Origin of the sequence: Trabulsiella guamensis ATCC 49490, assembly GCF_000734965.1 — a bacterium.
GTDB classification, from domain to species: domain Bacteria; phylum Pseudomonadota; class Gammaproteobacteria; order Enterobacterales; family Enterobacteriaceae; genus Trabulsiella; species Trabulsiella guamensis.
This window is the reverse complement of sequence record NZ_JMTB01000059.1, coordinates 61,001-77,150: the sequence shown is the minus strand read 5'-3', so window position 1 is coordinate 77,150 and position 16,150 is coordinate 61,001. Positions and strand designations below refer to the sequence as shown.

Sequence of the window (16,150 nt, the reverse complement as noted above, 5' to 3'; positions counted from 1 at the left end):
TCATGGCAGATTACCAGGGCAAAAAAGTCGCCATTATCGGTCTCGGACTGACCGGACTTTCCTGCGTCGATTTTTTCCTCGCGCGCGGCGTAACACCGCGCGTCATGGATACCCGTATGACGCCGCCTGGTCTCGATAAACTGCCGGAAGAGATTGAACATCATACCGGTAGCCTGAATGACAGTTGGCTGATGGATGCTGATCTGATCGTGGCAAGTCCAGGGATCGCGCTGGCGCATCCGTCGCTGAGCGCCGCAGCGGAAGCGGGGGTGGAGATCGTCGGCGACATCGAGCTGTTCTGTCGCGAAGCGCAGGCGCCGATCGTGGCGATCACCGGATCGAACGGCAAGAGCACCGTCACGACGCTGGTTGGTGAAATGGCGAAAGCGGCAGGCGTGAACGTTGGTGTCGGCGGTAATATTGGTCTGCCAGCCCTGATGCTGCTGGATGCTACCCGCGAACTGTACGTGCTGGAACTCTCCAGCTTCCAGCTGGAAACCACCTCCAGTTTGCAGGCAGCCGCGGCAACCATTCTGAATGTCACAGAAGATCATATGGATCGTTATCCGTTTGGTCTGCAGCAGTACCGCGCGGCCAAGTTACGCGTTTATGAAAACGCCAAAGTTTGCGTGGTCAACGCCGATGACGCGCTGACCATGCCGGTACGTGGCGCCGATGAGCGTTGCGTCAGCTTTGGCGTCAACATGGGCGACTATCACCTGAACCGTCAGCAAGGCGAAACCTGGCTGCGGGTGAAAGGTGAAAAAGTGCTGAACGTGAAAGAGATGAAGCTCTCCGGGCAGCATAACTACAGCAATGCGCTGGCAGCGCTGGCACTGGCTGATGCGGTCGGGTTACCGCGCGCCAGCAGTCTGAAAGCGCTGACAACCTTTACCGGTCTGCCGCATCGTTTCCAGCTGGCGCTGGAGCATAACGGCGTGCGCTGGATTAACGACTCAAAAGCGACCAACGTCGGCAGTACTGAAGCGGCACTGAACGGGCTGCATGTTGACGGTACGCTGTATCTGTTACTGGGGGGGGACGGTAAATCCGCCGATTTCAGCGCACTGAAACAGTATCTGGGCGGCGATAATGTCCGCCTGTATTGCTTTGGCCGTGATGGCGGCGAGCTGGCGGCACTGCGTCCTGAAATTGCGACGCAGACCGACACCATGGAAGAGGCGATGCGTCTGATTGCGCCGCAGGTCAACGCGGGTGACATGGTACTTCTGTCTCCGGCTTGCGCCAGCCTCGATCAGTTCAAAAATTTTGAGCAGCGCGGTGATGAATTTACGCGTCTCGCGAAGGAGTTAGGCTGATGCGCTTATCTCTCCCTCGCCTGAGAATGCCGCGACTGCCTGGATCAGGAATTCTGGTCTGGGTGTTCAACGCGTTAAAAGGCTGGGTGATGGGCTCGCGAGAGAAAGACACCGACAGCCTGGTCATGTACGACCGTACGCTGCTGTGGCTGACGCTTGGGCTGGGAGCTATCGGTTTCATCATGGTGACTTCGGCATCCATGCCAGTGGGGCAGCGTCTGGCAAACGATCCTTTCCTGTTTGCCAAACGTGACGGTCTGTACTTGATCCTGGCGCTGTGCCTGGGGCTGATTACCCTGCGCCTGCCGATGGAGTTCTGGCAGCGTCACAGCACCACCATGCTCATTCTTTCTATTGTGATGCTGCTTATCGTACTGGTTGTCGGGAGTTCGGTTAACGGGGCATCACGCTGGATTGCGATTGGCCCGCTACGTATTCAGCCAGCGGAATTTACCAAGCTGTCGCTGTTTTGCTATATCGCCAACTATCTGGTGCGCAAAGCTGACGAGGTGCGTAACAACCTTCGCGGCTTCTTAAAACCGATGGGGGTGATTTTTGTGCTGGCGATCCTGCTGCTGGCGCAGCCGGACCTCGGTACCGTGGTGGTGTTGTTCGTCACTACGCTGGCGATGCTGTTCCTGGCGGGCGCCAAGCTGTGGCAGTTCATTGCCATTATCGGCATGGGGCTTTCGGCGGTAGTGCTGCTGATCCTCGCCGAGCCGTACCGTATCCGCCGCGTGACCTCCTTCTGGAACCCGTGGGAAGATCCGTTCGGCAGCGGTTATCAGCTTACCCAGTCGCTGATGGCGTTTGGCCGCGGCGAAATGTGGGGGCAGGGGCTGGGGAACTCCGTCCAGAAACTGGAGTATCTGCCGGAAGCGCATACTGACTTCATCTTTGCCATTATCGGCGAGGAATTAGGTTATATCGGTGTGGTACTGGCACTTTTAATGGTATTCTTCGTCGCTTTTCGTGCGATGTCTATCGGGCGAAAAGCACTGGAGATTAACCAACGTTTTGCGGGTTTCCTCGCCTGTTCTATCGGTATCTGGTTCAGTTTTCAGGCGTTAGTGAACGTCGGTGCGGCAGCGGGCATGCTGCCGACCAAAGGTCTGACGCTGCCGCTGATCAGTTACGGTGGTTCGAGTTTGTTGATTATGTCGACAGCAATCATGTTTTTGCTGCGCATTGATTATGAAACGCGTCTGGAAAAGGCTCAGGCGTTTACGCGGGGTGTTCGATGAGTGGTCAGGCAAAGCGGTTGATGGTGATGGCGGGCGGTACCGGCGGACACGTGTTCCCGGGGCTGGCGGTCGCGCACTATTTAATGGATCAGGGCTGGCAGGTGCGCTGGCTGGGAACTGCTGACCGTATGGAAGCGGATTTAGTGCCTAAACACGGTATCGAGATCGATTTCATCCGCATTTCCGGCCTGCGCGGTAAAGGCATTAAAGCGCTGCTACTGGCTCCGGTCCGCATTTTCAATGCCTGGCGACAGGCGCGGGCGATCATGAAACGCTTTAAGCCTGACGTAGTGCTGGGCATGGGGGGTTATGTCTCTGGCCCGGGGGGGCTGGCGGCGTGGTCGCTGGGCATTCCAGTGGTTCTGCATGAGCAAAACGGCATTGCGGGTCTGACCAACAAATGGCTGGCGAAAATCGCGAAGAAAGTGATGCAGGCGTTTCCTGGCGCTTTCCCGAATGCCGATGTCGTCGGCAACCCGGTACGTGTCGATGTGCTGGCGCTTCCGCTGCCGGAACAGCGTCTGCCGGGGCGTGATGGCCCGATTCGTGTGCTGGTGGTCGGCGGCTCTCAGGGCGCGCGCGTGCTTAACCAGACGATGCCGCAGGTCGCGGCGAAGCTTGGTGACCGCATTTCGGTCTGGCATCAGAGCGGCAAAGGTGCGCAGCAGTCCGTTGAACAGGCCTATGTAGATGCCGGGCAACCACAGCATAAAGTCACTGAATTTATTGATGATATGGCGGCGGCCTATGCCTGGGCGGATGTAGTGGTTTGCCGCTCCGGCGCGCTGACGGTGAGTGAAGTTGCCGCCGCAGGGCTCCCGGCGTTGTTTGTGCCTTTCCAGCATAAAGACCGCCAGCAGTACTGGAATGCGCTGCCGCTGGAGAAAGCGGGTGCCGCAAAGATTTTCGAACAGCCGCAGTTTACGGTGGACGCGGTGACGACCACCCTCGCAGGCTGGGACAGAGAAACATTACTTGCGATGGCCGCGCGCGCGCGCGCGGCGGCTATCCCGGATGCCACCGAACGAGTGGCGAAAGAAGTAAGCCTGGCAGCTCAGGCTTAACCCTCGCAGCGCATGTTGCGCTGCACGAATTTTTGAGTAGTTGATGGCGTTTAAAGAATGAATACACAACAACTGGCGAAACTGCGTTCCATTGTGCCCGAGATGCGTCGCGTCCGGCACATCCACTTCGTTGGCATCGGCGGTGCTGGCATGGGCGGTATTGCCGAAGTGTTGGCCAATGAAGGTTATCAGATCAGCGGTTCTGATCTGGCGCCAAACCCGGTTACGCAACAGTTGGCGGCGTTAGGCGCCACCATTTACTTTAATCACCGCCCGGAAAACGTACGCGATGCGAGCGTGGTGGTCGTTTCTACAGCGATTGCTGCCGATAACCCGGAGATTGTGGCCGCGCATGAAGCCCGTATCCCGGTGATCCGTCGTGCTGAAATGCTGGCGGAGTTGATGCGCTTTCGTCACGGTATCGCGATTGCCGGTACCCACGGTAAAACCACCACCACCGCGATGGTGGCCAGTATTTACGCCGAAGCCGGACTCGATCCGACATTTGTCAACGGCGGGCTGGTGAAAGCGGCAGGCGTGCATGCACGTCTGGGTAGCAGCCGTTATTTGATTGCGGAAGCCGATGAGAGCGATGCGTCGTTCCTGCATCTGCAACCGATGGTCGCCATTGTGACCAACATCGAAGCCGATCATATGGATACCTACCAGGGCGACTTCGAAAACCTGAAGCAGACGTTTATCAACTTTCTGCACAACCTGCCGTTTTACGGTCGTGCGGTGATGTGTGTTGATGATCCGGTGATCCGTGAACTGCAGCCGCGTGTTGGCCGTCAGGTCACCACTTATGGTTTCAGCGAAGATGCTGACGTGCGTGTGGAAGATTATCAACAGACTGGTGCGCAGGTGCATTTCACCCTGGTGCGTCACGAGAAAAGCAATTTGCGCGTCATGCTGAACGCGCCTGGCCGCCATAACGCGCTGAACGCGGCGGCGGCGGTTGCTGTTGCGACGGAAGAAGGGATTGACGATGACGCGATTTTACGCGCGCTGGCCAGTTTCCAGGGTACCGGTCGTCGCTTCGATTTCCTCGGTGAATTCCCACTCACAGAGGTGAACGGTAAAAGCGGTACGGCGATGCTGGTGGATGATTACGGACATCACCCGACGGAAGTGGATGCCACGATTAAAGCCGCTCGCGCAGGCTGGCCGGATAAAAATCTGGTGATGCTGTTTCAGCCGCACCGTTTCACGCGTACGCGTGATTTGTACGACGATTTCGCCAACGTGCTGACGCAGGTTGATGCGCTACTGATGCTGGACGTTTACCCGGCGGGCGAAGCGCCGATCCCGGGCGCAGACAGTCGTTCGCTGTGCCGTACGATCCGTGGACGCGGTAAAGTTGACCCGATTCTGGTGTCAGACCCGGCGCTGGTCGCCGAAATGTTAGCACCGGTACTGACAGGTAACGACCTGATTCTGGTGCAGGGTGCGGGAAATGTCGGCAAAATCGCACGTAACTTAGCTGAAATCAAACTGCAGCCGCAAACCCAGGAGGAGCCGCATCATGACTGATAAGATCGCTGTCTTGCTGGGGGGGACCTCGGCGGAGCGTGAGGTTTCGCTTAATTCCGGTGCAGCCGTGCTCGCCGGACTTCGCGAAGCAGGCATTGATGCGCACCCGGTCGATCCGCGCGAGGTGGATGTTACCCTGCTGAAAAATATGGGGTTTCAGAAAGTGTTTATTGCGCTGCACGGGCGCGGCGGCGAAGATGGAACATTACAGGGCTTGCTGGAACTTATTGGCATGCCTTATACCGGCAGTGGGGTGATGGCTTCGGCTATCTCGATGGATAAACTGCGCAGCAAACTGTTGTGGCAGGGCGCGGGATTGCCGGTAGCACCGTGGGTGGCGTTGACCCGCAGCGAGTTTGCGAATGGATTGCCGGCTGAGGTTGAGCAGCAAATTGCGGCGCTCGGTCTGCCACTGATTGTTAAACCGAGCCGTGAAGGTTCCAGCGTTGGCATGTCGAAAGTCAACGAAAATGACAAACTGCATGAGGCATTAGCGCTGGCTTTTCAGCATGATGACGAAGTATTAATAGAAAAATGGCTAAGCGGACCGGAATTTACCGTTGCGGTGCTTGGTGATGAAATTTTACCGTCAATTCGCATCCAGCCAGCAGGAACCTTCTATGATTATGAGGCGAAGTATCTCTCTGATGAGACAAAATATTTCTGCCCTGGCGTAGAAGATCCGGCGCGGGAGACGGAAATGCAATCACTGGTCGCGAAAGCCTGGGATGTCCTCGGCTGTCGTGGTTGGGGGCGAATTGACGTCATGCAGGATAATGACGGCCAGTTTTACCTGCTGGAAGCCAATACCTCGCCAGGAATGACCAGCCATAGTCTTGTGCCGATGGCTGCACGTCAGGCAGGAATGAGCTTCTCGCAGTTAGTTGTACGGATACTGGACCTGGCGGGGTGATATGTCGCAGGCTGCGCTGAATACGCGGAACCGGGAAGAGGAGCCCTCTTCACGACGCAATAATGGAACGCGTCTTGCAGGGATTATTTTCCTGCTGACGGTGTTGTGTACCGTGTTAGTGAGCGGCTGGATGGTGCTGGGCTGGATGGAAGATGCGCAACGGTTACCGTTGTCGAAGCTGGTAGTGACTGGCGACCGCCACTACACGCGCAATGATGATATTCGCCAGTCGATTCTGGCGCTGGGATCTCCCGGCACTTTCATGACACAGGACGTGAATATTATTCAGAGCCAGATTGAACGTCTGCCGTGGATCAAGCAGGCGAGCGTAAGAAAGCAGTGGCCAGACGAATTGAAGATTCATCTGGTTGAATATGTGCCAATTGCACGTTGGAATGATCAACATATGGTTGACGCGGAAGGGAACTCTTTCAGCGTACCGGCGGATCGTACCAGTAAACAAAATTTGCCGATGTTGTATGGTCCCGAGGGCAGCGAAAGTGAAGTGCTTCAGGGATACCGGGATATGGGACAAGTGCTGGCAAAAGAGAAGTTCGTTCTCAAGATGGCGGCGATGACCGCGCGCCGTTCCTGGCAGTTGACGCTGAGTAATGATATTCGGCTCAACCTGGGGCGAGGCGACACGATGAAACGCCTTCAGCGCTTTGTCGAGCTCTACCCGGTATTACAACAGCAGGCGCAGACCGATGGGAAACGGATAAGCTACGTTGATTTGCGTTATGACTCTGGCGCGGCAGTGGGTTGGGAACCTGCTCCCGTTGAGGATGCGAATCAACCACAGAATCAGGCACAGGCACAGGCAGAACAACAATGATCAAGGCGACGGACAGAAAACTGGTAGTTGGACTGGAGATTGGCACCGCGAAAGTTGCCGCTTTAGTAGGGGAAGTTCTGCCCGACGGTATGGTTAATATCATTGGGGTGGGCAGTTGTCCTTCCCGTGGTATGGATAAAGGCGGGGTAAATGACCTGGAGTCCGTGGTGAAGTGCGTACAGCGCGCCATTGACCAGGCTGAACTGATGGCGGATTGCCAGATTTCCTCCGTCTATCTGGCGCTTTCGGGTAAGCACATAAGCTGTCAGAATGAAATCGGGATGGTACCGATTTCTGAAGAGGAAGTGACGCAGGAAGACGTTGAAAACGTCGTCCACACCGCGAAATCCGTGCGTGTCCGTGACGAGCACCGAGTGCTCCACGTGATCCCGCAGGAATACGCGATCGACTATCAGGAAGGGATTAAAAATCCGGTGGGGTTATCAGGCGTTCGAATGCAGGCAAAAGTGCACCTGATCACATGTCACAACGATATGGCGAAAAACATTGTCAAAGCTGTGGAACGTTGTGGCTTGAAAGTTGACCAACTTATTTTTGCAGGTCTTGCCTCAAGCTATTCCGTCCTGACGGAAGATGAGCGCGAATTAGGGGTCTGCGTGGTTGATATCGGCGGTGGTACTATGGATATCGCCGTATATACTGGCGGCGCGCTGCGTCACACCAAAGTGATTCCCTACGCAGGGAACGTAGTGACCAGCGATATCGCGTATGCGTTTGGTACGCCGCCGAGCGACGCGGAAGCGATTAAAGTGCGCCATGGTTGCGCGCTGGGGTCGATTGTCGGCAAAGACGAAAGCGTTGAAGTGCCGAGCGTCGGCGGACGTCCGCCGCGTAGCCTGCAGCGTCAGACGCTGGCAGAGGTCATCGAACCGCGTTACACCGAGTTGTTGAACCTGGTGAACGAAGAGATTTTGCAGTTACAGGAACAGCTTCGCCAGCAAGGTGTAAAACATCACCTGGCGGCGGGGATTGTCCTTACCGGTGGCGCGGCGCAAATTGAAGGTCTTGCCGCCTGTGCTCAGCGGGTGTTTCACACCCAGGTGCGTATCGGCGCGCCGCTGAACATCACCGGCTTAACGGATTACGCTCAGGAGCCGTATTACTCAACGGCGGTGGGCCTGCTTCACTACGGGAAGGAGTCTCATCTCAGTGGTGAAGCGGAAGTGGAAAAACGCGTCACGGTAGGGTCGTGGCTCAAACGACTGAACTCGTGGCTGCGCAAAGAATTCTGATTTTTTTTTAAGAGAGCGCAGAAAATTAGCGGTCTCAGGCGACAACAGGCACAATACACCAGTCTTTCGGGTTACCTGAAAGAGGCAGTGTATAAGACGGAGAGAAACTATGTTTGAACCTATGGAACTGACCAACGACGCGGTGATTAAAGTCATCGGCGTCGGTGGCGGCGGCGGTAATGCTGTCGAACACATGGTGCGCGAGCGCATTGAAGGTGTTGAATTCTTTGCAGTCAACACTGACGCGCAGGCACTGCGTAAAACCGCGGTAGGCCAGACCATTCAGATCGGTGGTGGCATCACTAAAGGTCTGGGCGCAGGGGCTAACCCGGAAGTCGGTCGCAATGCGGCTGAAGAAGACCGTGAAGCACTGCGTACAGCGCTGGAGGGCGCCGACATGGTGTTCATCGCTGCAGGTATGGGCGGTGGTACCGGCACGGGTGCTGCACCGGTTGTCGCCGAAGTGGCGAAAGATTTGGGTATTCTGACCGTTGCAGTTGTGACGAAGCCGTTCAATTTTGAAGGCAAAAAGCGCATGGCATTCGCGGAGCAGGGTATCACCGAGCTGTCCAAGCACGTGGACTCGCTGATCACCATCCCGAACGACAAATTGCTGAAAGTGCTGGGCCGCGGTATCTCCCTGCTTGACGCATTTGGTGCTGCCAACGACGTCCTGAAAGGCGCGGTGCAGGGTATCGCCGAGCTGATTACCCGTCCGGGTCTGATGAACGTCGACTTCGCAGACGTCCGCACCGTGATGTCCGAAATGGGTTACGCGATGATGGGCTCCGGCGTGGCGAGCGGTGAAGACCGTGCGGAAGAAGCGGCTGAAATGGCTATCTCTTCTCCGCTGCTGGAAGATATCGATCTGTCAGGCGCGCGTGGCGTTCTGGTCAACATCACGGCGGGCTTCGACCTGCGTCTGGATGAGTTCGAAACCGTGGGTAACACTATCCGTGCGTTTGCCTCGGATAACGCGACCGTGGTTATCGGTACCTCTCTGGATCCGGACATGAACGACGAACTGCGCGTGACGGTAGTTGCTACCGGTATCGGCATGGACAAGCGTCCGGAAATTACGCTGGTGACGAACAAGCAGTCTCAGCAGCCAGTGATGGATCGCTATCAGCAGCATGGTATGTCACCGCTGACGCAAGAGCAGAAACCGGCCGCAAAAGTGGTGAACGACAATACGCCGCAAACCACCAAAGAACCGGATTATTTGGATATCCCCGCGTTCCTGCGCAAGCAAGCTGACTAAGAATCGGCTGGAATTTGGGAATCTGCGCTCTTTGTGCTAAACTGCCCTGCCGAATGTGGTGTACACTTCGGTTGGATAGTTAATTTGGCGAGATTATACGATGATCAAACAAAGGACACTTAAACGTATCGTTCAGGCGACTGGCGTCGGTTTGCATACCGGCAAGAAAGTCACGCTGACGTTACGCCCTGCGCCGGCAAATACCGGGGTCATCTATCGTCGCACTGACTTGAATCCACCGGTAGATTTTCCGGCTGATGCCAAATCTGTGCGTGATACCATGCTCTGTACTTGCCTGGTTAATGAGCATGACGTACGGATTTCTACGGTAGAGCACCTTAATGCCGCGCTGGCGGGTCTGGGTATCGACAACATCATCGTTGAAGTTGATGCGCCAGAAATCCCGATCATGGACGGCAGTGCCGCACCGTTCGTTTATCTGCTGCTGGATGCCGGCATCGATGAACTGAACTGCGCCAAGAAATTTGTGCGTATTAAAGAAACCGTTCGCGTTGAAGATGGCGACAAATGGGCTGAATTCAAACCGTTCAATGGTTTTTCGCTGGACTTTACCATCGATTTTAACCATCCGGCGATTGATGCCAGCAACCAGCGTTATGCCATGAACTTCTCTGCGGATGCGTTCATGCGCCAGATCAGCCGTGCACGTACCTTCGGTTTCATGCGTGATATCGAATATCTGCAGTCCCGCGGCCTTGCCCTGGGCGGTAGCTTCGATTGTGCCATCGTTGTTGACGATTATCGCGTACTGAACGAAGACGGTCTTCGCTTCGAAGACGAATTTGTCCGTCACAAAATGCTGGATGCGATTGGCGACCTGTTTATGTGTGGTCACAATATCATCGGTGCATTCACGGCGTATAAATCAGGTCACGCACTGAACAACAAACTTCTGCAGGCCGTCCTGGCAAAACAGGAAGCCTGGGAATATGTGACCTACGAAGACGAAGCTGAACTACCGCTGGCATTCAAAGCACCTTCAATGGTTCTGGCGTAAGCCTGACCACGAAAAATTCGACTGGCAACCTGGCACTCTCTCCGGTCAGGAAACCAGTCGTTTTTTATTTCTGCAATTTCTGTTTAGTCGCTTTCGCGAAAAACTCACTTCACTAACCCTCTGATTTGATGCGTTCGCTGGTTTATTAACCATTTTAACAGGCCGTTATCTTTCATTCCTGCTGCTGTACTCGTCTAATAATGGTAAGATTTATGCGCAAAAATTTTCAGGGTGTTGGTCTAAATCAAAGGTGACGACGTAAGTGAGCGGAATACTGACGCGCTGGCGACAGTTAGGTAGACGATATTTCTGGCCACATCTCCTGTTGGGGATGGTCGCGGCGAGTTTCGGCCTGCCTGCGCTCAGTGCGAATGCAGAAACTACTGCACCCGCAAACACCTCAGCCAGCAACCATAACGCTTCGGCAACGGTCAATTTCACCCAGCTTGCGTTGCTGGAAGCGAATCGTCGCCCGACGTTTACCGTCGACTACTGGCACCAGCACGCTATCCGGACGGTGATCCGTCATCTCTCTTTTGCGATGGCGCCGCAGGTATTACCCAGCGCGGAAGAATCGTCTCCCCTTCAGCAGGCGCAACATCTGGCATTGCTCGACACGCTCAGCGCGATGCTGACCCAGGAGCGCAAACCGCCGGTTATTGTTAAGCAGGTCGCCCGTAATACTCACTCTTACCCTTCTGCATTCTGCGTTTCCACCTGGATAAGCCAGGTGCAAGGCATCCGTGCCGGTCCTCAACACCTCAGCTAAAAAAACGGATACCTTAACGACATATTTTTGCTCCGCCGCGCGGGGCGTTTGAGATTTTATTATGCTAATCAAATTATTAACTAAAGTTTTCGGCAGTCGTAACGACCGTACTTTGCGTCGTATGCGCAAAGTGGTTACTCAGATCAACGCGATGGAGCCGGAGTTTGAAAAACTTTCCGACGAAGAACTGAAAGGCAAAACGGCCGAGTTCCGTGCGCGCCTCGAGAAAGGCGAAAGTGTTGAAAGCCTGATCCCTGAAGCCTTTGCCGTGGTACGTGAAGCCAGTAAGCGCGTGTTTGGCATGCGCCACTTCGACGTACAGCTGCTGGGCGGCATGGTGCTGAATGATCGTTGCATCGCGGAAATGCGTACCGGTGAAGGTAAAACCCTGACCGCCACGCTGCCTGCGTACCTCAACGCGCTGTCCGGCAAAGGTGTTCACGTGGTGACCGTCAACGACTATCTGGCGCAACGTGACGCCGAAAACAACCGTCCGCTGTTTGAGTTCCTCGGAATGACGGTTGGCATCAACCTGCCAGGTATGCCAGCGCCGGCGAAACGCGAAGCTTACGCGGCGGACATCACCTATGGTACCAACAACGAATACGGGTTCGACTACCTGCGCGACAATATGGCGTTCAGCCCGGAAGAGCGCGTACAGCGTAAACTTCACTATGCGCTGGTGGATGAGGTGGACTCCATTCTCATTGATGAAGCGCGTACGCCGCTGATCATCTCTGGTCCAGCGGAAGACAGCTCTGAGCTGTACCGTAAAGTGAACAAAATCATTCCACACCTGGTCCGTCAGGAGAAAGAAGACTCTGATACTTTCCAGGGCGACGGTCACTACTCTGTGGATGAGAAAGCGCGTCAGGTTAACCTGACCGAACGTGGTCTGGTGCTGATCGAAGAACTGCTGGTGAATGAAGGCATCATGGATGAAGGTGAATCCCTGTATTCACCGGGCAATATCATGCTGATGCATCACGTTACCGCCGCGTTGCGCGCCCATGCGTTGTTCACCCGCGACGTGGATTACATCGTTAAAGACGGCGAAGTCATCATCGTCGACGAACACACTGGTCGTACCATGCAGGGCCGTCGCTGGTCTGATGGTTTACACCAGGCAGTAGAAGCCAAAGAAGGTGTGGAAATCCAGAACGAAAACCAGACGCTGGCCTCCATCACCTTCCAGAACTACTTCCGTCTGTACGAAAAACTGGCGGGGATGACCGGTACTGCAGACACCGAAGCGTTTGAATTCAGCTCCATTTATAAACTGGATACTGTCGTCGTACCGACTAACCGTCCGATGATCCGTAAAGACATGGCGGACCTGGTCTATATGACCGAAGCGGAAAAAATTCAGGCGATTATCGAAGATATCAAAGAACGTACCGCCAACGGCCAGCCGGTTCTGGTGGGGACCATCTCGATTGAAAAATCAGAACTGGTATCGCGTGAACTTGATAAAGCCGGCATCAAGCACAACGTACTGAACGCCAAATTTCACGCCAGCGAGGCAGAGATTGTGGCGCAGGCGGGCTTCCCGTCAACCGTCACCATCGCCACTAACATGGCGGGGCGTGGTACGGATATCGTGCTGGGTGGCAGCCTGCAGGCTGAACTGGCGGCGCTGGAAAATCCGACCCCGGAACAGATTGAACAGGTTAAAGCAGACTGGCAGGTTCGCCATGAAGCGGTGCTGAAAGCGGGCGGTCTGCATATCATCGGGACCGAGCGTCACGAATCCCGTCGTATTGACAACCAGTTACGCGGTCGTTCCGGTCGTCAGGGTGATGCGGGCTCTTCCCGCTTCTACCTCTCTATGGAAGATGCGCTGATGCGTATTTTCGCCTCTGACCGTGTTTCCGGCATGATGCGTAAACTGGGGATGAAACCGGGCGAAGCTATCGAGCATCCATGGGTAACGAAGGCCATCGCCAACGCACAGCGTAAAGTGGAAAGCCGCAACTTCGACATCCGTAAACAGCTGCTGGAATATGACGATGTGGCGAACGACCAGCGTCGCGCAATTTACACCCAGCGTAACGAGCTGCTGGATGTGACTGATGTCAGCGAAACCATCAACAGCATTCGTGAAGACGTCTTCAAAGCCACCATTGATGCGCATATTCCGCCGCAGTCGCTGGAAGAAATGTGGGATGTTCCTGGTCTGCAGGAACGCCTGAAAAACGACTTCGACCTCGACCTGCCGATCTCCGAATGGCTGGACAAAGAACCAGAGTTGCATGAAGAAACGCTGCGTGAGCGTATTCTGCAAAGCGCCATCGACGTTTATCAGCGTAAAGAAGAAGTGGTAGGCGCTGAGATGATGCGTCACTTTGAAAAAGGCGTGATGCTACAGACGCTGGATTCCCTGTGGAAAGAGCACCTGGCGGCGATGGATTACCTGCGTCAGGGTATTCACTTGCGTGGTTACGCACAGAAAGATCCGAAGCAGGAATACAAGCGCGAATCCTTCTCCATGTTTGCGGCGATGCTGGAATCCCTGAAATACGAAGTGATCAGCACCCTGTGTAAAGTGCAGGTGCGCATGCCGGAAGAGGTAGAAGCGATGGAGCAACAGCGTCGTGAAGAGGCTGAGCGTCTGGCGCAAATGCAGCAACTGAGCCATCAGGATGACGACGCTGCGGCAGCCGCGGCGATCGCGGCGCAGACCGGTGATCGCAAAGTGGGTCGTAACGACCCTTGCCCGTGCGGTTCTGGTAAAAAATACAAACAGTGCCATGGCCGTCTGAGCTAAGGTTTCTGATAAAAACACAAAGGCGCAGAAATCTGCGCCTTTTTTATGGAAAGATGATATGAAAAAACTGCAAATCGCTGTGGGGATCATTCGCAATCCGCAGGGTGAAATCTTCATCACTCAACGCGCTGCGGATGCCCACATGGCGAACAAATGGGAGTTTCCCGGCGGTAAAATTGAAGAGGGCGAAACGCCGGAACAGGCGGTCGTACGCGAACTGGCGGAAGAAGTCGGTATTGACGCCGCGATGCCAGTATTCTTCGATAAACTGGAATATCAGTTCCCTGACAGGCACATCACATTGTGGTTCTGGCTGGTGGAAAGCTGGCGGGGTGAACCCTGGGGGAAAGAAGGGCAACCAGGGCGCTGGGTGGCGCAGAAAGCGTTGTTGGCAGACGCGTTTCCGCCTGCCAACGAACCGGTTATCGCGAAGCTGGTCGCGCAGGCTTAGTTCTGCTGCTCGCTCCAGTCATCGCTTTCAGACAGGTCCCCGTTGCTGGGGATCCTTTTCTCTTCCGCGGCCCACTCGCCTAAGTCAATCAACTGGCAACGTTTGGAACAGAAGGGGCGGAATGTGCTCTGTTCATTCCAGATAACAGCTTTGCCGCAGGTCGGGCAATTCACGATAGTTTCTTCAGACATGCTCGCTCCTTAGCAACAGGCCAGTTCAAAATCCAGACGCTCAGGCACGAGGCCGTTTTCACTGTCCAGCGGTAAAAAACGAATCGCAAAACGGCTCTTATGACCGGAAATTTGCGGGTAAAGCTGATCATCCAGCGCCAGCTGCAACCGTAAAAGATCGGCATCGTCGCCGTTATCCTGAAAGAAACCATTGAGGCTGGTCTGCTTGCGGAATGGGGCGGAATTACGGATCAGATCGAGGATCAGCGTCAGCGCCTGGTTCAGCGGTTGCAGGCTGTCCATCCAGCGCTGTACCTGAGCATCGCGTTGTTGTTGCGAGGTGTGCAGCCAGATATGCAGCGTCGGGAGATCGAAGCTGCAGCAGCCGCCAGGAATGCTCAGGCGCTGGCGCACAAGGCCAATCAGCCGATCTTCACGCAGTATCTGCCCCATACGGGGGGCGGACATTAAAATCGCGCCACTGGTTTTCAACTGCTGGCGCAGCGCTTCAATGCGGTTTTGATCCACACCGGGCACTTCCATCCAGGCCTGCAGTTTTCGTTGCTGCCGCTCCATCTCTTTTAGCAACTCAGTGCGGACTTCTCCACGCTCAAACACGTCCAGCAGGTCACCGGCATTGCGGAAAAAATGTAGCGCGCTGGCGTGATCATTAACAGGCAACTTGCTTTCCAGTTGCTGAATTAAAAATTCTATACGCAGCCAGGTACGCATCTTTTCGTTGAGAGGATGTTCAAAAAGGACGTGGGTGTGCATTACGATTTTTCCTGTAAAACAGCCTGACGCGCATACTGCAAATAGTGCGCATGCAGACGGGCAACATCCGATGCGATAGCATCTGGTGCGCCATTGTTATCAATAATATCGTTGGCCGCAGCGAGTCGCGCTTCACGCGAGGCCTGAGCGGCAAGAATATGCTCCGCATGTTCGCGCGAGACATTATCGCGCTGCATGGTGCGGAAAATCTGTGTCTCAGGCGTGACATCCACCACCAGAACACGGTCGGCTTTATCAAAAAGTCGGTTTTCAACAAAAAGAGGAACAACCCAGAGCACGTAAGGTGAGGTGGCTTTTTCAATCTGACGTTGAGTTTCCTGCTGAATCAGCGGGTGCAACAGTGCGTTCAGCCAGTGTTTATCGTCCGGGTGAGCAAACACGCGCTCGCGTAACGCACGACGATCCAAAACGCCTTCGGCAGTCACCATGTGTGAACCAAAGTGTTCTGCGATGGCTTTCAGCGCGGGCGTTCCGGGCTCCACCACCTGGCGGGCAATCACATCTGCATCAATAACATTAACCCCGAGGCGAGAAAATGCCTCTGCCACCGTACTCTTGCCACTGCCGATGCCGCCGGTTAACGCTACCGTATACTTCATAAAGCCCTTTTACTGGATTAATAAGCCAGACAAATCAATTGGTTAAAAGTAATGCCGCCTTCACCTCAGATGGCGAGTGTTAACACCACCTTTCGCCAGGTAAATTTATAGGATTGTAGCGTAAAAAAAGTGAAAATCGCAGTCTTGCGAAGCCCTGAT

General features: G+C 54.9%; 15 protein-coding genes. 12 read left to right on the top strand and 3 right to left on the bottom strand.

Features of this window, described 5'->3' with window-relative positions; all coding sequences use genetic code 11:
• The first annotated feature begins 2 nt into the window (after window positions 1-2).
• The 12 genes from murD (at window position 3) to mutT (ending at window position 14,427) form a co-directional block, all read left to right on the top strand.
• Window positions 3-1,319 carry a UDP-N-acetylmuramoyl-L-alanine--D-glutamate ligase gene (gene murD, locus GTGU_RS08115; protein WP_038155635.1) on the top strand — a complete coding sequence of 439 codons (1,317 nt, stop codon included), beginning with the start codon at window positions 3-5 and terminating at the stop codon, window positions 1,317-1,319.
• Window positions 1,319-2,563: a cell division protein FtsW gene (gene ftsW / locus GTGU_RS08110; RefSeq protein WP_038155634.1), complete on the top strand. Its 1,245-nt coding sequence runs from the start codon at window positions 1,319-1,321 to the stop codon at window positions 2,561-2,563. The genes murD and ftsW overlap by 1 nt, the downstream gene beginning before the upstream one ends.
• Window positions 2,560-3,627 carry an undecaprenyldiphospho-muramoylpentapeptide beta-N-acetylglucosaminyltransferase gene (gene murG, locus GTGU_RS08105; protein WP_038155633.1) on the top strand — a complete coding sequence of 356 codons (1,068 nt, stop codon included), beginning with the start codon at window positions 2,560-2,562 and terminating at the stop codon, window positions 3,625-3,627. Before ftsW ends, murG begins: the two co-directional genes overlap by 4 nt.
• A 57-nt stretch (window positions 3,628-3,684) precedes the next feature.
• A complete protein-coding gene (murC, locus tag GTGU_RS08100; RefSeq protein WP_038155631.1) occupies window positions 3,685-5,160 on the top strand; it encodes a UDP-N-acetylmuramate--L-alanine ligase in 1,476 nt (491 codons plus the stop codon).
• The gene (locus GTGU_RS08095; protein ID WP_038155630.1) at window positions 5,153-6,073 is read left to right on the top strand and encodes a D-alanine--D-alanine ligase; all 921 of its coding nucleotides are present in this window, start codon (window positions 5,153-5,155) and stop codon (window positions 6,071-6,073) included. Before murC ends, GTGU_RS08095 begins: the two co-directional genes overlap by 8 nt.
• A gap of 1 nt (window position 6,074) precedes the next feature.
• Window positions 6,075-6,908: a cell division protein FtsQ gene (gene ftsQ / locus GTGU_RS08090; RefSeq protein WP_038155628.1), complete on the top strand. Its 834-nt coding sequence runs from the start codon at window positions 6,075-6,077 to the stop codon at window positions 6,906-6,908.
• Window positions 6,905-8,161, top strand: a complete 1,257-nt coding sequence (ftsA, locus tag GTGU_RS08085) for a cell division protein FtsA (RefSeq protein ID WP_038155627.1) — start codon at window positions 6,905-6,907, stop codon at window positions 8,159-8,161. The genes ftsQ and ftsA overlap by 4 nt, the downstream gene beginning before the upstream one ends.
• A 109-nt stretch (window positions 8,162-8,270) precedes the next feature.
• A complete protein-coding gene (ftsZ, locus tag GTGU_RS08080; RefSeq protein ID WP_038155625.1) occupies window positions 8,271-9,422 on the top strand; it encodes a cell division protein FtsZ in 1,152 nt (383 codons plus the stop codon).
• Window positions 9,423-9,522: 100 nt separating this feature from the next.
• Entirely contained in the window at window positions 9,523-10,440 is a 918-nt protein-coding gene (gene lpxC / locus GTGU_RS08075; protein ID WP_038155623.1) for a UDP-3-O-acyl-N-acetylglucosamine deacetylase, read from the top strand.
• 262 nt (window positions 10,441-10,702) lie between these two features.
• Window positions 10,703-11,209, top strand: coding sequence for a secA translation cis-regulator SecM (gene secM, locus GTGU_RS08070; RefSeq protein WP_038155622.1), 507 nt, complete (start codon window positions 10,703-10,705; stop codon window positions 11,207-11,209).
• A gap of 61 nt (window positions 11,210-11,270) precedes the next feature.
• A complete protein-coding gene (gene secA, locus GTGU_RS08065; RefSeq protein WP_038155621.1) occupies window positions 11,271-13,976 on the top strand; it encodes a preprotein translocase subunit SecA in 2,706 nt (901 codons plus the stop codon).
• 58 nt (window positions 13,977-14,034) lie between these two features.
• Window positions 14,035-14,427, top strand: coding sequence for an 8-oxo-dGTP diphosphatase MutT (gene mutT, locus GTGU_RS08060; RefSeq protein WP_038155620.1), 393 nt, complete (start codon window positions 14,035-14,037; stop codon window positions 14,425-14,427).
• Here the strand turns inward: mutT and yacG are convergent.
• The 3 genes from yacG to coaE are packed head-to-tail and all read right to left on the bottom strand — an operon-like array spanning window position 14,424 to window position 15,991.
• Window positions 14,424-14,618 carry a DNA gyrase inhibitor YacG gene (yacG, locus tag GTGU_RS08055; RefSeq protein ID WP_038155619.1) on the bottom strand — a complete coding sequence of 65 codons (195 nt, stop codon included), beginning with the start codon at window positions 14,616-14,618 and terminating at the stop codon, window positions 14,424-14,426. The two genes, mutT and yacG, sit on opposite strands and share 4 nt — an antisense overlap.
• A gap of 9 nt (window positions 14,619-14,627) precedes the next feature.
• Window positions 14,628-15,371: a cell division protein ZapD gene (gene zapD, locus GTGU_RS08050; RefSeq protein WP_038155618.1), complete on the bottom strand. Its 744-nt coding sequence runs from the start codon at window positions 15,369-15,371 to the stop codon at window positions 14,628-14,630.
• Window positions 15,371-15,991 (bottom strand): dephospho-CoA kinase, encoded by a 621-nt coding sequence (coaE, locus tag GTGU_RS08045; protein WP_038155617.1) that lies wholly within the window; start codon window positions 15,989-15,991, stop codon window positions 15,371-15,373. The genes zapD and coaE overlap by 1 nt, the downstream gene beginning before the upstream one ends.
• Window positions 15,992-16,150 lie beyond the last annotated feature (159 nt).